The sequence below is a fragment of the Streptomyces sp. NPDC002328 genome, assembly GCF_042890065.1.
In the GTDB taxonomy this organism is placed as follows: Bacteria; Actinomycetota; Actinomycetes; order Streptomycetales; family Streptomycetaceae; genus Streptomyces.
The window spans coordinates 111,635-126,228 of sequence record NZ_JBIARQ010000013.1; the positions used below are offsets into that span (position 1 = coordinate 111,635).

At 71.6% G+C, this 14,594-nt stretch carries 14 protein-coding genes; 5 read left to right on the top strand and 9 right to left on the bottom strand.

Features of this window, described 5'->3' with window-relative positions:
- The first annotated feature begins 103 nt into the window (after positions 1 to 103).
- From ACFYX4_RS28375 to ACFYX4_RS28385, 3 genes are all read left to right on the top strand, one after another.
- Positions 104 to 514: a VOC family protein gene (locus tag ACFYX4_RS28375; protein ID WP_389339219.1), complete on the top strand. Its 411-nt coding sequence runs from the start codon at positions 104 to 106 to the stop codon at positions 512 to 514.
- A gap of 68 nt (positions 515 to 582) precedes the next feature.
- Entirely contained in the window at positions 583 to 1,014 is a 432-nt protein-coding gene (locus ACFYX4_RS28380; protein WP_389339221.1) for a helix-turn-helix transcriptional regulator, read from the top strand.
- A gap of 5 nt (positions 1,015 to 1,019) precedes the next feature.
- On the top strand, positions 1,020 to 1,655 hold the full coding sequence (locus ACFYX4_RS28385) for a glyoxalase (RefSeq protein WP_389339223.1): 636 nt from the start codon (positions 1,020 to 1,022) through the stop codon (positions 1,653 to 1,655).
- 21 nt (positions 1,656 to 1,676) lie between these two features.
- Here the strand turns inward: ACFYX4_RS28385 and ACFYX4_RS28390 are convergent, their stop codons facing one another.
- The 4 genes from ACFYX4_RS28390 to ACFYX4_RS28405 form a co-directional block, all read right to left on the bottom strand.
- Positions 1,677 to 2,354: a hypothetical protein gene (locus ACFYX4_RS28390; RefSeq protein WP_389339225.1), complete on the bottom strand. Its 678-nt coding sequence runs from the start codon at positions 2,352 to 2,354 to the stop codon at positions 1,677 to 1,679.
- A gap of 212 nt (positions 2,355 to 2,566) precedes the next feature.
- The gene (locus ACFYX4_RS28395) at positions 2,567 to 3,058 is read right to left on the bottom strand and encodes a DUF6882 domain-containing protein (protein ID WP_389339227.1); all 492 of its coding nucleotides are present in this window, start codon (positions 3,056 to 3,058) and stop codon (positions 2,567 to 2,569) included.
- Between the two features lie 35 nt (positions 3,059 to 3,093).
- The gene (locus ACFYX4_RS28400) at positions 3,094 to 4,797 is read right to left on the bottom strand and encodes a hypothetical protein (RefSeq protein ID WP_389339229.1); all 1,704 of its coding nucleotides are present in this window, start codon (positions 4,795 to 4,797) and stop codon (positions 3,094 to 3,096) included.
- Positions 4,798 to 5,069: 272 nt separating this feature from the next.
- On the bottom strand, positions 5,070 to 5,819 hold the full coding sequence (locus tag ACFYX4_RS28405; protein ID WP_389339231.1) for an SDR family oxidoreductase: 750 nt from the start codon (positions 5,817 to 5,819) through the stop codon (positions 5,070 to 5,072).
- Between the two features lie 231 nt (positions 5,820 to 6,050).
- Between ACFYX4_RS28405 and ACFYX4_RS28410 the strand changes: the two genes are divergently transcribed.
- On the top strand, positions 6,051 to 7,124 hold the full coding sequence (locus ACFYX4_RS28410; RefSeq protein ID WP_389339233.1) for an NAD(+)/NADH kinase: 1,074 nt from the start codon (positions 6,051 to 6,053) through the stop codon (positions 7,122 to 7,124).
- A 62-nt stretch (positions 7,125 to 7,186) separates the two neighbouring features.
- Here ACFYX4_RS28410 and ACFYX4_RS28415 read toward each other — a convergent pair whose 3' ends face one another.
- Together ACFYX4_RS28415 and ACFYX4_RS28420 are read right to left on the bottom strand one after the other, a co-directional pair.
- Positions 7,187 to 8,038, bottom strand: coding sequence for an ABC transporter permease (locus tag ACFYX4_RS28415; RefSeq protein WP_389339235.1), 852 nt, complete (start codon positions 8,036 to 8,038; stop codon positions 7,187 to 7,189).
- Positions 8,035 to 9,006 (bottom strand): ABC transporter ATP-binding protein, encoded by a 972-nt coding sequence (locus tag ACFYX4_RS28420; protein WP_389339237.1) that lies wholly within the window; start codon positions 9,004 to 9,006, stop codon positions 8,035 to 8,037. Before ACFYX4_RS28420 ends, ACFYX4_RS28415 begins: the two co-directional genes overlap by 4 nt.
- 229 nt (positions 9,007 to 9,235) lie before the next feature.
- On the opposite strand from ACFYX4_RS28420, the gene ACFYX4_RS28425 reads away from it, so the two are divergent.
- On the top strand, positions 9,236 to 9,778 hold the full coding sequence (locus ACFYX4_RS28425) for a hypothetical protein (RefSeq protein ID WP_389339239.1): 543 nt from the start codon (positions 9,236 to 9,238) through the stop codon (positions 9,776 to 9,778).
- On the opposite strand, the gene helR is transcribed toward ACFYX4_RS28425, so the two are convergent.
- From helR to ACFYX4_RS28440, 3 genes are all read right to left on the bottom strand, one after another.
- Positions 9,773 to 11,971 carry an RNA polymerase recycling motor ATPase HelR gene (gene helR / locus ACFYX4_RS28430; protein WP_389339241.1) on the bottom strand — a complete coding sequence of 733 codons (2,199 nt, stop codon included), beginning with the start codon at positions 11,969 to 11,971 and terminating at the stop codon, positions 9,773 to 9,775. The genes ACFYX4_RS28425 and helR overlap by 6 nt on opposite strands.
- Before the next feature lie 137 nt (positions 11,972 to 12,108).
- Complete coding sequence (locus ACFYX4_RS28435; RefSeq protein ID WP_389339243.1) at positions 12,109 to 13,392, bottom strand: glycosyltransferase; 1,284 nt, start codon at positions 13,390 to 13,392, stop codon at positions 12,109 to 12,111.
- A gap of 154 nt (positions 13,393 to 13,546) precedes the next feature.
- Positions 13,547 to 14,569 (bottom strand): saccharopine dehydrogenase family protein, encoded by a 1,023-nt coding sequence (locus tag ACFYX4_RS28440; RefSeq protein ID WP_389339245.1) that lies wholly within the window; start codon positions 14,567 to 14,569, stop codon positions 13,547 to 13,549.
- Between the last annotated feature and the right edge of the window lie 25 nt (positions 14,570 to 14,594).

A 14,594-nucleotide genomic window follows, 5' to 3' on the forward strand; every position in this document is an offset into this window, starting at 1 on the left:
CGGTCACGGGCCGTGACCTGCGCCCGGTCGGACCTCCCGGAAGCGTCCGGATCGATCAGGAATCGAGAAGCGGGTTCAGTCGGCCGCGCCTAGCCTGACGGGCATGGACATCACCATTCACACGAGCGTTCTGCCCCATGACGACCCGGACGCGTCCGTCGCCTTCTACCGCGACGCCCTCGGCTTCGAGGTCCGCAGCGACGTCGGGCAGGGCAAGATGCGCTGGATCACGGTCGGCCCCGTCGGCCAGCCCAGCACGTCCATCCTCCTGGCGCCGCCCGCCGCCGACCCCGGGATCACCGACGACGAGCGCCGCACCATCACCGAGATGATGGCCAAGGGCACCTACGGCTGGATCCTCCTGGCCACCCCCGACCTCGACGGCACCTTCGAGCAGGTGCAGTCCGGCGACGTCGAGGTCGTCCAGGAGCCGACCGAGCAGCCGTACGGCATCCGCGACTGCGCCTTCCGCGACCCGGCGGGCAACCTGGTCCGCATCCAGGAGCTTCGCTGACGTCCTCCGGTCATCGAGCCGGCCCGGCACCCCGAACACCGGCCCGGCACCCCGACAAGGAGCCTCCCATGTGCCACCCCTCCTGGGGCCCCGCACGCGCCGCCGCGCAACGCCTGCACGACCTCGCGCGACTGCGCCGCGTCCGCGACCGCATCGACCGGGAGCACGCACAGCCGCTGAACGTGGAGGCGCTCGCGCGCGGCGCGCACATGGCCGCGGGACACCTCGGTCGCCAGTTCCGACTGGCGTACGGCGAGTCGCCGTACGCGTACCTGACGAGACGCCGCATCGAACGCGCGGCGGCGCTTCTGCGGCACGGCGGCCTCAGCGTCGCCGACATACGTCTCGCCGTCGGCTGCCCGTCGCCCGGCATCTTCAGCGCCCGTTTCACCGAGCTGGTCGGCATGCCGCCGGGCGCCTGCCGACCAGCGCCTGCCCGGCCGGCGTCGCGACCGGTCAGGAATCGAGAAGCGTCGGTCGCGGCGCCGCACCTAGCGTGATGGCCATGACCTCCATCGCAGCCATCACCCTCGACGTCGCCGACCCGACCGCCGCCGACCGCTTCCACACCGACGCCTTCGGCCTGGACACCCGGATCCGCCTGCGGGCGTCCGCGCCGGCGGAGCCCACCGGCTTCCGCGGCTTCGTCCTGGCGCTCACGGTGTCCCAGCCGGCCACCGTCGACAGCCTCGTCGCCTCCGCCCTCGCCGCCGGGGCCACGGTCCTGAAGCCGGCCGCGAAGTCCCTCTGGGGCTACGGCGGTGTGGTGCAGGCCCCGGACGGGACGATCTGGAAGGTCGCCACCTCCGCGAAGAAGAACACCGGACCCGCCACCCGCGACATCGACGAGATGGTGCTCCTGCTGGGCGTCACGGACGTGGTCGCGAGCAAGCGCTTCTACGTCGACCAGGGCTTCACCGTGGGCAAGAGCTTCGGGCGCGTGTACGTCGAGTTCGCCGCCGGGGACAGTCCCGTCAAGCTGGCCCTCTACCGGCGGCGAGCCCTCGCCAAGGACGTCGGCGTCTCACCCGAGGGAAGCGGGTCCCACCGCCTCACGCTCACCGGCGACACCGGTGCCGCAGCGTTCACCGACCCGGACGGCTTCCCTTGGGAGGCAGCAACGCCTCTGCCCACGAACTGAGTTGTCATCCCGCCGGCAGCCTCACTTGTCCCGGGCACGGGCACGCTGGAGCTCACTGGTCACCGCCTGCTCGTCGCGGCCCAGCACCGTCTTCTCCAGGCTGTGGTCGCCCGAACGGGCGAAGCGTTCGGCCTCGGCGACGTCCTCCTTGGTGAGCGTGCGCCCGCACCACTCGCCCTGGCCGACGGTGTGGTCGTCGAAGGGCACGGCCGCGCCTTCGCCGAGCACGGTCCACCCGCCCCTGCCCCCGGCTGTCGCCTCCTCCCAGCGGACGGCGAGGAGGTAGGTGTGACCGGGCTCCAGGCGGGGCGCCTCCGCGGTGGTTCTCTTCACGCGTCTGCCGCTCTCCCGGTACACGCTCCAGCCCGCCGCCACCATGTCGAAACCCTTGCTCACCGTGCGCTTCTGCCCGGACGCGGACCACAGGACCCTGTCCGTGCGGAACGTCACCGTGCGGTCGGTGACGTAGTGGACCGCCCCCGTCGTGAAGTCGCGCCGGTTGGTCTCCTGTTCCCGTTCCGGCGTGGCCACGACGACGTGGTCCGCCTGTGTCACCCAGTCCTTCGCCGTCCCGGACGGACGGGCGTCCTCGGCGATACCGCAACCGACCACCGTGCCCAGACCGCCGTGGCCGACCAGCACGGCGCCGCCGACTCCCATGAGAGCCACGCAGGCGACCAAGGACTGACGGGTGAGCATGTCTCGAACGTTCAAGAAAGACACCGATTCCCCAGAGGACGGGCCGCTGACGTCCGGCGTCAGCGGTCCGTCCGAAGTGACATTGCGCAGATGTAGATGATCTTTCGGCGCTCCACGTGGTCACCGAGATCGAATCCGTACAAAGTCACAATCGCGCTGCGATCCGTCGACGGACGGGTGCGGTCACCGCACTGCCGCGCGACCCACGCCACTCACGACTCCTCGTCGGCCGGCCTCAAGTCATGCAGCAGGAAGTGGAGTTGTACGTCGCCGACCGTGTCCGTCCACAGACCGTCGGCGTCGAGCACCGACGCCGCGACCACCCGCGCCTCGGCGACCAGCGCGGGGTCGTACTCGAAGCCCGGCCACGGAAGAACGGGGAAGTCGCTCGACTCGCCGAACCGCCGCACCTGCTCCATGTCGCCCACCGCGGCGCGCGGCAGCGAGTCGTTCGCCCACGACCACAGCCAGGACTGCTGGGAAACGCTCACGCTGCCGATCAGTGTGAGCCGTCCGGTGAGAAACACCTTTCCGTCGCGCGACCACGTGAACTGCGCGTCGTCCAGGGACCATTGGTACTGCACGTCGCCCGACAGCCCGAAACGCTCGACCATGAGGCTCTGGCGTGCGCGGGCACGTTCGCGGGCCGTGTGCACGACCTCCTCCCACTCGGAACGGTCGTGTGCCGCTCGGTCGTCCACCATGTCTCCTCGCCCAGCCGGTGATGTCGGCAAGATCATTACGCCTGTATGTGTCGGCCGTTCTCCGAGGTGTCCGACAGGCCTGGGACGTCCTCGGTGTCCCCGTCCGGGGCGAGGTACTCCTCCAGGGCCCAGCGTCGGAGGGCTCTGGCCTCCTCGGTGAGGTGGGTGTCGGGGTCGGTCGAAAGGTGATCGAGCGTCAGGTCGACCACCCACTCGGTGACTTCGTGGCGCTCCAGCGCGTCGAGCGCTTCGCGGATCCGCAGCCGTTCCGTCCCCTGGGCGTCGCGCCGCGCGTGGTGCAGGGCGTCGGCGATGCACGCCGCGCCCGTGGTGAGGAAGTCCCGGTAGGCCTGTCCGCCGCGCAGGAGGCGATCGGCCGCCTGCTGTTCGGTGAGCGCGCCGTCGCTGCGGGCCGCGAGCGCCGTGGCGAGCAGACCGGGCGTCGCCTGCTGCTTCGCCCGGTAGCGGGCGGAGGCCTCCGTGTACGCCATGTGCGGATGGTGGTCGGCGACGGTACGCCCCTCCGGCGTCCAGTTCTGCGCCCACGCGTCCGTGAAGCGCGGACCCCATGTCTCGGCGAACGCGTAGCGCCCGCCGGTGCCCACGCGCAGTTGCACCGCGGCGCGGCCCGCGGCCCTGCGCCCTCCGGTGAACCAGGCGAGCGACCTCCAGCCGCCACGGCCCCCTTCACCCTCCGCGCCGAACACCTTCAACTCGTAGGCGGGCGGGTACTTCTCGCCCGAGCGCCATATCGGCTCGGGTGTGGCCCGCTCCGACTCCGGGCGGCCGTCGACCCAGGTACCCGGCGGCAGTTGGGGCGCGAGCCTGCGTGCGGGGTCGGCGTCGACGGAGTACGCCAGGCCCGGTTCCGGCCCGGCGTCGACGCCGGTTTCCTCGGCATGTCGCCAGACTTGGGCGCGTACGTATCCGCAGTCGTCCTCGCGTGTGAACCGGCTCGTGCGGGCCGGTAGTTCGAGGCGGTGAGCGACCACCGCGTCCGCGACCTCCTTCGCGCGGTCGAGGTCTTCGCACCACGCCCAGGTCGACCACAGCGGCGCCCGGCCCTGGTGGTCCTCGCCCACGATGCCGTCCGGGACGTCGTAGACGCGTACCTCGTAGCGCAGTTCGGCGCTGGGGCACGCGGGGGCGAGTCCTTCGGGGAGGTCGCCGGGCCGTTCCACCGACCAGCCGTTGTGCACCCAACGCCAGTACGGCTGTTCGGCGGACCGCCACACCAGCGGCCACAGCGCGGCCACGGCCACCCGTCCGTCGTCCGTGCGGTAGGGCACCGGAACGCGGGTCCCCTTCTCGACGGCCGGCGCGGCGGCGGGCAGCCGGGTCAGCTCACGGATCACCCATCCGTCGGCGGCGGGCTCGGCCAGGGCCCAGCTGCCGGCGTCGTACAGCGCCGTGGCCGACGTATCGATCGGGACGGTCGGGTCGGCCGAGGCAGTCGCGTCGGTGGAGTCGGTGGAGTCGGCCGGGCGAATCAACCTCACCGGTACGGTGTCGCCTCGTACGGCCACGAGCTCGGACAGCGACGCCACCACTGCTTCGTCCCATCCCTGGTGGGTGTGATGCGCCGGCACCGGCACCGGCACCGGCACCGGCGCTGACACGGACACGGACGCGGGTGCCGACGCCCCGGTCATCAAGCGACGGCGCGCGGCGGTATAAGAGATGCCCTCACGCTCGGCGAGTTCGCGGGCAGCCTGCTTGAACCTTTTGTCGACGGTCATGGAAGTCCCCTTCGGCGGAGATCCCACGCCTCCCCACCGCGAACACGACCACGGACAGGCAGAAGTCGCGCGTGAGTCACCCCTTGTCCTCGGTCGCCGGACCCGGCGTGGGCGGGAGTCGGCTCGGAGTCAGGCCGTCGCGCTGCGGCCGGTTCCACCGTAGTGGAAAGGACCGACGGCACGTCACTCGAATGCGGATCTTCAGCCCGCCCCGATACCCTTCCCGCCTCCCCCCTGCCTCTTCACGCCTCTTGACTTCCCGACGGGCCTGGTCAGGAGGAGCGGCGCAGCCAGTCCTCGAAGCGGGTCCCGGCCAGACGGGCCTGGCCCTCGTCGGGTACGAGACTGCGCTCGGCCAGTTCGGAGCCGAAGTAGCGGCCGTGCGGGTCGGCGACGACGGTGCGCGGATCGTCCCACGCACGCAGCGCGTCCGCGATGAGCTCGTCGAAGCGAAACAGCTCGGGCCCGGCCACCTCGGTGGTGCCCTTCAGCGGAGTCTCCACGGCGGCCCTGGCGACCGCCTCGGCGACGTCGTCGGCCGCGATCGGCTGGAAGAGCACCGGTGGCACGCGCACGGTGTCGCCGTCGGCGGCGGTGTCGGCGATGCCCTTGACGAACTCGAAGAACTGCGTCGCCCGGACCAGCGAGTAGGGGACCGTCCCCTGCTTGATCAGCTTCTCCTGGGCCACCTTGGCCTGGAAATAGCCGTTGTCGGGCAGGCCTTCGATGCCCACGATCGACAGCGCGACGTGGTGCGTGACGCCTGCGGCGGTTTCGGCGGCCAGCAGGTTGCGGGTGGAGGTGGTGAAGAAGTCCATCACCGCCTGCGGCTCGAAGGAGCGGGAGTTGGTGACGTCCACCACGACCTGGGCGCCGGCCAGCGCGTCGGCGAGGCCCTCGCCGGTGAGGGTGTCGACGCCCGTATCGGGCGAGGCTGGCACCACATCCTCTCCGCGTTCACGGAGCTTGCCGACCACTTTGCCGCCGATGAGGCCGGTGCCTCCGATGACCACGATCTTCATGTCGCGTACTCCTCGATCCGAAGGTGAACTCGAAACTTGACGAGCCGGAGACGACACCAGCCTCTCACCGGGGCAGCCGCCCGGAAACTCGGCGAGGGGACCTGCGGAGCGAAGGGAACCGGCGGAACGAGATCGGCCGGCCCGCGATGACCTCGACGTCATCTGGGCACTCGGCCGAAGTGGGGCAGAGGGAACCGGACGACCAGGGGCGGCGAGCTGGAGGCGGCGGACATGACAGTGAACCGGCTCGGCCTGGTGGTGCACGGCGGGCGCGCGGAGGCGGTGCAGGCGGCCGGCGTGGTCCGGGCGTGGTGCGAGGAGCACGGCGTGCGCTGCACGGACATCGACGTGTGGCACGACGGCGGACGGCGCAGCGCGCGTGACGAGGTCGAGGCCGCGGGGGACCCCGACCTCGTCGTCACTCTCGGCGGCGACGGCACGTTTCTGCGGGGCGCCCGGCTGGCCGTGGAGAACGACGCCCTCGTCCTGGGCGTCGACCTGGGGCGCGTGGGATTCCTGACGGAGGTGTCGGCGGCCGGGGTGCGGTCCGCGCTGGACGCGGTGCGCGAGGACCGGTTCGGCGTCGACCGCCGTATGCTCCTCGCCCTGCGCGCCTCGCGCCGCCTGGAGATGCCGCCGGGCATGGAGGCTCTCATGGAGTACGGCCGCGGCCCGCTGCTGCCGCCTCCGCAGGTCCGCCCGGACTGCCGGGTCGACGACGAGTGGGGCGTCCCCCTGGACGTGACCGCGCTCAACGACGTCGTCCTGGAGAAGCTGGTCAGGGACCGCCAGGTGTCGGTCGGGGTCTACGTCTCCGGCAGGCTGCTGGCGTCCTACTCCGCCGACGCGCTGCTGGTCGCCACGCCGACGGGCTCGACGGCGTACAGCTTCGCCGCCGGCGGGCCCGTCGTCTCGCCGCGCGCGGAGGCCCTCGTCTTCACGCCGGTCGCTCCGCACATGACGTTCGACCGGTCGGTGGTCACGGCCCCCGACGAGCCCGTCGGCCTGCGGGTGCTCGAACGGTCGGGGCAGGCCGCGGTCAGCGTCGACGGCCAGGTGCGGGGCGTGCTCGGTCCGGGGGACTGGATCGGCGTGTACGCGGCACCGCGTCGCCTGCGGGCCGTGCGGCTGGAGCGGATGGACTTCTACGGGCGGCTGCGCGAGCGCATGAACCTGACCGACGCCCCGGCGGCCGTCGCCGACGGATCACCCGCACCCCTGTGGTCGGTGACCACCGCACCGCCCGGAGACCTTGCCCACCTCGCCCTGCTGACGGCCCCGGACGGCCCTTCACCTCTCCGATGAGCACCGCGGGGCTGCCGACCGTGGCCCTGCCGGACCTCGTCGGCGACGCCGTCGCCGCCCCGCTAGCCGACCCGTTGCATCGCCTTCCGATGGCGTTCCGCCATCGTGGCTCCCGACTCGCGGCGGGCCATCCTGCGCAGGACGGACGGTGCGATCAGCAGCCCGGCGATCGTCCAGGCGGCCAGCACGCCCGCCGTCTCCCACAGCCGCCAGGACTCGCCGATCTCGGCGGCGACCGCTTCGGCCGGCAGCAACGCGGCCCGCAGGCCGAGGCCGAGCCAGTAGACGGGGAAGATTTGTCCGACGATCTGGAGCCACTCGGGGAGTTTCGACAGGGGGAAGTAGATCCCGGAGATCGCGATGAGTCCCATCACCGGCAGCATCAACAGACCGACGGTGCGCGGGCTGTCGACCAGCGAGCCGATGACGGCGCCCATCGGCAACGTCGCCAGCAGCCCCATCGGCACCACCCATACCAGCGTCAGCAGCGCGCCGCCGCCCCGCGGGGCGACCCCGTCCACCACGAACACGCCGATGGCGAAGGGGAGCGCCATCGAGGCGAGAGCCGTCCCCGACACCATGACGATCTTGCCGACGAGGTGACCGACCATGCCGTTGGGCACGGCCTTCGCCCGCAGCAGGGTGCCGTCCTCGCGCTCCGCCGCCAGCAGCTGCGCCGTGGTCATCATCCCGGTGAACGCGAGCGTCATCCCCAGCAGGCTCGGCAGCAGGAACGCGCCGGTCGAGATGCCGGCGCCCTTCAGCGGATCGTTCCTGCCCAGGATCAGCGGCACGACGAGCAGGACCGTCCACAGCGCGTACCCGAACAGGTCCTGGCCGGTGGTGAAGCTTTGCCGGAGTTCCGTGCGACCGCGCCGCACGCCCGTTCTCGCCGCGTGCCACACCGGATTCATCGCGCTTCCTCCCCGAAGACGTGTCCCACCCGCTCGTCGGGGACGGTCCCCGTCTCCAACTCCCGCACCATCGTCAGGTAGGTGTCCTCCAGGCTCGCCCGGCGCACCTCCAGCCCGCCGATCGCCTCGCCGTGCTCCTCGAACAGCCGGCGGACGAAACCGGTGGGCTCGGGCGTCGACTCCTCGAAGTGCCGTCCGTCCCGTGTCCAGCGCACCGTGGCCTCGGCCGACGCCTGCCGGGACAGTTCCTCCGCCGAGCCGTCGGCCACGATCCGGCCGCCGGCCAGGATGAGGATGCGGTCGGCGAGCTTCTCCGCCTCGGTGAGGTCGTGAGTGGTCAGCAGGACCGTGGTGTTCTCGTCCGCGAGGCCGCGCACGAGGCCGTGGAACTCGTTCCTGGCCTCCGGGTCGAGACCTGCCGTCGGCTCGTCGAGGAACAGCAGTTCGGGCCGGCCCACGATGCCGACGGCCACGTCGAGACGCCGGCGCTGCCCGCCGGACAGGGTGCCGACGCGTTTGTCCGCGTGCTCGGTCAGCCCCACGGCGGCGATCAGCTCGTCGGCGTCCCACGGCCGCCGTACGAGGGCGGTGGAGTACGGCGCGTAGTACGAGCCGAGGTGTTCCAGCAGCTCCCGCACCCGCCACTTGCCGTGATCACGCCAGGACTGCAACACGATGCCCAGCCGGGCCCGCCACTGCTCGTCCCCGTGAGCCGGATCGACGCCGAGAACGCTCACCTCGCCGGCCGAGCGCATCCGGAAGCCCTCCAGGACCTCGATCGTGGTCGTCTTGCCCGCGCCGTTCGGCCCGAGCAGCACGACGACCTGCCCCCGCCGGGCCGTGAAGTCGACCCCCTTCAACACGTCCTGGCTGCGATAACGCATACGCAGCTCCCGCACGTCGATGACCGCGCCGCTGTCCGGCGGCCGGCTGCTCTCGACGCCTTCAGAGGCGTGAGCGGTCGTCATCGGTGTCCCCCGTCCGTTCCGTGGATCGTCCCCTGGCGTGACGCTGACGCCGGCGCTACGGACTCCCCTTGACGAACACATTACCGAACGGTTCAGCGCCCAACGCGAGCCGCCTTCTGCGTGGGCGGCGATCCAGCCGTTCGAACGCCGGTGTCGGCTCGGCAGGTCGAGAAGCGAGTCGCAGCTACGATTCAACAGGCGTGCCGCACAAGGGGAACCAGGGGAGACGATGAGCCGACCGCTGCTGTTCCTCGATGTGGACGGTCCCCTCAACCCCTATGCGGCACAGCCGGAAAGGCGTCCCGCCGGGTACACCACCATCAGAGTGCCCCGGGACAGCGGAACCCCGGACGAGGAGAGAGGACTGTCGCGCCGTCGACGGCCCCTGCGGGTGTGGCTCAATCCGGAGCACGGGCCGGCCCTCCTACGTCTCGACTACGAGCTGTGCTGGGCGACCACGTGGATGAGCGAGGCCAACCGTTGGATCGCCCCGGTTCTCGGGCTGCCCGAACTTCCCTTCGTCGACTTCGGTGACGCCTTGCTCCGAGACCGCCCCGACGGGGTCCACTGGAAGACTCCCGCGCTCCTGGAACACGCCGACGGCCGTCCCTTCGCCTGGGTGGACGATGAACAGAGCGATCTGGACGAGGCGTACGTGACCGCCCACCACCGAACTCACGGACTCCTGCACCACGTCGATCCACGGATCGGCCTGCGCGAGGACGACTTCCGAACCCTGGTCGGCTTCGCCCGAGTTACGGGCAGCTCATGAGCTTCTGAGGATCACCAAGCGCTGAGTCGCCCGTGTCATCGACACATAGCGGTCGACCGCTCCCTCGATGCCCTCGCCGAACTTCTCCGGATCGATCAGGACGACCAGGTCGAATTCAAGTCCCTTCGACAGGGCGGGAGTCAGCGAGCGGACGCGGGGGGTCGCCCGGAACGTGGGGTCGCCGATGACGCAGGCGATTCCCTCCCCGTGGGCGGCGAGCCAGGTGTCGAGGACCGACGTCAGCTCGGAGACGGACCCGTGGACGACGGGGACGCCCCCGCTGCGGATCGACGTCGGCACGTTGGCGTCCGGGAGCACCGCCCGGATGACCGGCTCGGCCTCCCTCATCACCTCTTCCGGCGTACGGTAGTTGACGCTCAGCGAGGCCAGCTCGACACGATCCAGCCCGACTCGCCCGAGCCGCTCCTGCCACGACTCCGTGAACCCGTGCCGCGCCTGAGCACGGTCCCCCACGATGGTGAAGCTCCGGGACGGGCAGCGCGACAGCAGCATCTGCCATTCCGCGTCGGAGAGTTCCTGCGCCTCGTCCACGACGACATGCGCGAACGGCCCCGCCAGCAAATCCACCGCGACGGCGGACAGTTCGGACTCGTCGACCAGACTCACCCGGGCGTCCTCGCCGCGCAGCATCCGCACCAGGCCCTCGCCGTCGTCACCGTCGGCACCCGAGTCCGCCACCGCATCGATCAGGTTGTCGACGACCCGCGTCATCTGCGTACGCTGCGCCGCGAGCGCGGCCTTGTGCCGGCGCTTGCGCCGCGCCTCCTCCGGATCACCGAGCCGCTGCCGTGCCGCGTCCAGCAACGGAAGGTCGGACACCGTCCAGGCCTGCGGATCCGAGCGCTGCAACTTGCGCACCTCGTCGGCGTCGAGCCAGGGCGCGCACAAACGCAGATAGGCGGGCACCGACCACAAGTCCCCCACCAGATCGGCCGCTTCGAGCAGCGGCCACGCGCGGCTGAACGCCGTCAGCAGCTCCCTGTTCTGCCGCAGCGACCTCCGGAGCAGCTCGGGCGCGACCTCGCCGTCCTGCGCGGACGCCTCGTCGTCGTGCTTGTCCACGAGGATGGTGAGCAACTCCTCCCAGACCTGGTCGCGCGCCTCGTTGTGCGGAGTGCCGGGCTCCGCCGCCGCGAACGCCACGGCCCAGTCGCGGGCGCTCAGCCGGACATCGGACCAGGGGGTCGTGACCGTCATGCCCTCGGTCGGCGGCTCCTCGTAGAAGCCGACCGCCCGCTCGATCCCTTTCACCAGCTCCGCGGACGACTTCAGCCGGGCCACCTCCGGATCGGCCTCGACGGCCGCCGACGCCCCCTCGTCGACCAGGTCCCGCAGCGTGCACGTCTGCACCCCCTCCTCCCCGAGGCTCGGGAGGACGTCGGCGACGTAGGCCAGGTAGGGCCGGTGCGGACCGACGAACAGCACACCGCCCCGACGGTGACCGAGACGCGGGTCGGAGTGCAGCAGGTAGGCCGAGCGGTGCAGGGCGACGACCGTCTTGCCCGTGCCCGGACCGCCGTCGACGACGAGCGCCCCGCGGGACTGCGCGCGGATGATGGCGTCCTGGTCGGCCTGGATGGTGCCGAGCACGTCCCGCATCCGCGCCGACCGGTTGCCGCCGAGGCTGGCGATGAAGGCGGACTGGTCGTCGAGCGCGGCATGCCCGACGAGTCCCTCCGCGGTGAACACCTCGTCCCAGTAGTCGCTGATCCGGCCGTCGGTCCAGCGGTACCTGCGGCGGCTCGCCAGGCCCATCGGGTTCGCGTGGGTGGCCCCGAAGAACGGCTCGGCCGCGGGGGAGCGCCAGTCGAGCAGCAGCCGACGCCCGGTGCTGTCGGTGAGGCCGAGCCGTCCGATGTACACCGGCTCGGGGTCGCCGTCGTCCGCGCCGACCATGTGCCCGAGGCACAGGTCCAGGCCGAAGCGGCGCAGTGTGCGCAGACGGCTGGTCAGTCGGTGGATCTCCGTGTCCCGGTCCATCGCATGGCGGCCCAGGCCGCCGGGAGCCCGCCGCTCGGCGTCGAGGCGTTCGGTCAGCTCCGCGATCGTCTCTTCGAGGCTCCGCGCGATGGCCGCGAAGTGCCGCTCGTCGTCGGCGATCAGCGCCGGGTCGGCCTTGGGGGAGAGATGGTCGGGAAGGTCGAAGGCGCTGGTGGTGGTCAAAGGCTTCACGTCATTCGCTCCGAGTCATGGGGCGCGTTCAAGGGGGCGGGAGAAACTGGGGAGGGAGAAGCAGGGGGAGCGGGACAGGGGGGCGGGAGGGAAGTGCGGGGGAGGACGGCCTAGAGGCGGTCGATCAACTTGCCCGTCTACGGCTGAACTTGTGCGTGCATCTCCCGGCCGATCGACTCCAGCAGCAACTCCGCCGCCACCCTCGCCCCATCGGTGAGTACCGCGCCGGCGACGGCCTTCGCCCGTACCCGGGTCTCGGGGGCCAAGGCCGTCCGCAGCGCGGCCGACAGGGACTCGAAGGTCGGGGTGGGGCCGGCGTGGGCCGCACCGATGCCCAGGTCGGCCACTCGCGCGGCCCAGTACGGCTGGTCCGCCGCCTGAGGCACCACCACCTGCGGCGCACCGGCGCGGGCCGCGGTCGTCGTGGTGCCGGCGCCGCCGTGATGGACGACGGCGGCGACCCGGCCGAACAACGCCTGCTGGTTGACCTCGCCGACGAAGAGGCAGTCTCGGAAACGGTCGCCGGGGCCGTCGTTCGAGCGGCCGTCGTCCGGACGGTCGGTCAGGTTCAGGCCGGCCCAGCCTCGGGCCACGACGACACGGCGGCCCTGCGCGCGCACCGCGTCGACGGCCAACTGGGCGACATCCGCCGCCCCGTTCATGGGCATGCTGCCGAAACCCACGTACACCGGCGGCTCCCCGGCCTCCAGGAACGCCAACAGCTCATCGGACAACGGGCGTTGGTCCGGAAGGATCCACGCACCGGTCTGGACGACGTCGAGGTCGGGCGCCCCCTGCCAGGGGTCCAGGACCGGGTCCGTCGCCAGCCAGGGCCGGTCACCGATGACGTAGTCGCGGACGCCGGCCACCGGGGGCAGCCCGATCGCCGCCCGGTTGGTGTTGAGCGCCTCACCGAACAGCGCATCGATGTTCTGGGCGTCCAGGTCCCACAGCACCCTGTTGTCGCTCGCCTCGGGCGGGAGCGGCCGCCCCGGGTACGCCAACGGCCTGCGCAGCGGCGACGGCAGCGTGAGCTGCTGGAACGTCACGGACACGGAGGGGATTCCCAGCTTCTCGGCGATCGACCGAGCACCGGCCGCGACCGACAGTACCCCGGTGGCCACCACCGCGTCGCATCTCGCCGCGGCCTCGATCACCGTCTCGAACTGGGCGGCCACCAACTCGGCCGCCCGCCGCGGCAGGTCTACGGACGACGGCGGCGGCGTCGCCGTCGTCAACGCGCGCGCCGACCGGCCGAACGGAACCACCCGTGCCCCGACGCCGGTCAGCAGTTCCGCGAACTCCTCGTCGGGCGGCGCGGACACCAGCACTTCCGCGCCCGACTCCCGCAACCGCACCACGAGTCCGCCCAGAGGTTCGACGTCCCCCCGTGATCCATACGTCGACAGCAACACACGCACTTCGCGACTCCCGTTTCCGCGGTCTCCGGCCCAGGCCGGAGATTCTGCGGCACGACGGGGGCCTTGCCGCAAGCCCCCCAGTGCGCTATACGTTAGGAGTGGAAAGGAGTGGGCGACCTCCTTTCCTTTTCCTTTTTGCAGCTCCTTGCAGCCCTCACAGCTCCACGGTGATGTGCGGGGCCAGCGCGCGGAGGAAGTCGGGCGCGTCGAAGATCTCCCCGGCGGAGGCCACGCCGACCACCGCGGTCCGCCCCGTGAGGACGCGGTCGACCGCCTCCACCACCAGCGGCGCGGTGACGGCGTAGATGTCCCGGCCGCGGGCCACGGCACGCCGTTCGGCGTCACCCGAGCGCACGACGACGTCCACGAGGAAGGTCTGATCGGACCGCCCGCTCCCGTCGACCGCGGCCGGCGTCGGCGTCTCCGGTGCCGCGATGTCCCGCGCCGCCTCCACGGTCATGTACGTGCGCACCTCGGGGATGCGCAGATGGCTGGGCACGGTCACCACGTCGGCCATCGTGAACTCCCCGATGACGGACCGGGGCCCCATCGGCTCGGGGAACGTCCACTGAAGGGTCGGCGGGGCGTCGTGACGATACTCCAACCGCCCGTTGGAGAAGCGGACGCGGCGGCCGTCCCGCCGCTGCCGGGAGACCGCGCCCGCCGTGCGCGTCCCGGCGGTGGGGTGCCAACCGCTCAGCCCGTACGCGATGTGCGCCTCGTCGGCCGCCGTCCAGTCGCCCATCGCGGCGGTGACCAGCAGGTCGCCGAAGCCGCCGAAGAAGGCCATCGCCGGGACGATCACCGCCCGCGCGTCCCGCGCCCGCTCGGCGAAGTGCGCGAAGGTGTCGACGTTGGCCTCGATCTCGGCGGCCACGTCCAGATAGGGGATCCCGGCCCGCAGAGCCGCCTCGATGAGGGGAGCGGCCGTCGTGGCGAAGGGGCCGGCGCAGTTGATCACGGCTGCCGCGCCCGCCACCGCGCGGTCGAGCGAGGCCTCGTCGTCGACCGACGCCGTGCGGGCCTCGAGCCCGGTCTCGTACGCGAGCGCCTTCACCTTGTCGGCGTCGCGGCCCGCGAGGACCGGGACGAACCCGCGCTGCCCCAACTCCGCCACCACGAAGCGGCCCGTGTGCCCGTACGCGCCGAACACCGTCACCGTCTGGCCCGATTCCATGGTCTCTCCCCGTACTCGAAATCAC

Coding starts and splice junctions, on each gene's coding strand:
- ACFYX4_RS28375 (WP_389339219.1), top strand. CDS start 104: ATGGACATCACCATTCACACGAGCGTTCTGCCCCATGACGACCCGGAC.
- ACFYX4_RS28385 (WP_389339223.1), top strand. CDS start 1,020: ATGACCTCCATCGCAGCCATCACCCTCGACGTCGCCGACCCGACCGCC.
- ACFYX4_RS28400 (WP_389339229.1), bottom strand. CDS start 4,797: ATGACCGTCGACAAAAGGTTCAAGCAGGCTGCCCGCGAACTCGCCGAG.
- ACFYX4_RS28395 (WP_389339227.1), bottom strand. CDS start 3,058: ATGGTGGACGACCGAGCGGCACACGACCGTTCCGAGTGGGAGGAGGTC.
- ACFYX4_RS28415 (WP_389339235.1), bottom strand. CDS start 8,038: ATGAATCCGGTGTGGCACGCGGCGAGAACGGGCGTGCGGCGCGGTCGC.
- ACFYX4_RS28405 (WP_389339231.1), bottom strand. CDS start 5,819: ATGAAGATCGTGGTCATCGGAGGCACCGGCCTCATCGGCGGCAAAGTG.
- ACFYX4_RS28440 (WP_389339245.1), bottom strand. CDS start 14,569: ATGGAATCGGGCCAGACGGTGACGGTGTTCGGCGCGTACGGGCACACG.
- ACFYX4_RS28380 (WP_389339221.1), top strand. CDS start 583: ATGTGCCACCCCTCCTGGGGCCCCGCACGCGCCGCCGCGCAACGCCTG.
- ACFYX4_RS28420 (WP_389339237.1), bottom strand. CDS start 9,006: ATGACGACCGCTCACGCCTCTGAAGGCGTCGAGAGCAGCCGGCCGCCG.
- ACFYX4_RS28390 (WP_389339225.1), bottom strand. CDS start 2,354: ATGCTCACCCGTCAGTCCTTGGTCGCCTGCGTGGCTCTCATGGGAGTC.
- ACFYX4_RS28410 (WP_389339233.1), top strand. CDS start 6,051: ATGACAGTGAACCGGCTCGGCCTGGTGGTGCACGGCGGGCGCGCGGAG.
- ACFYX4_RS28425 (WP_389339239.1), top strand. CDS start 9,236: ATGAGCCGACCGCTGCTGTTCCTCGATGTGGACGGTCCCCTCAACCCC.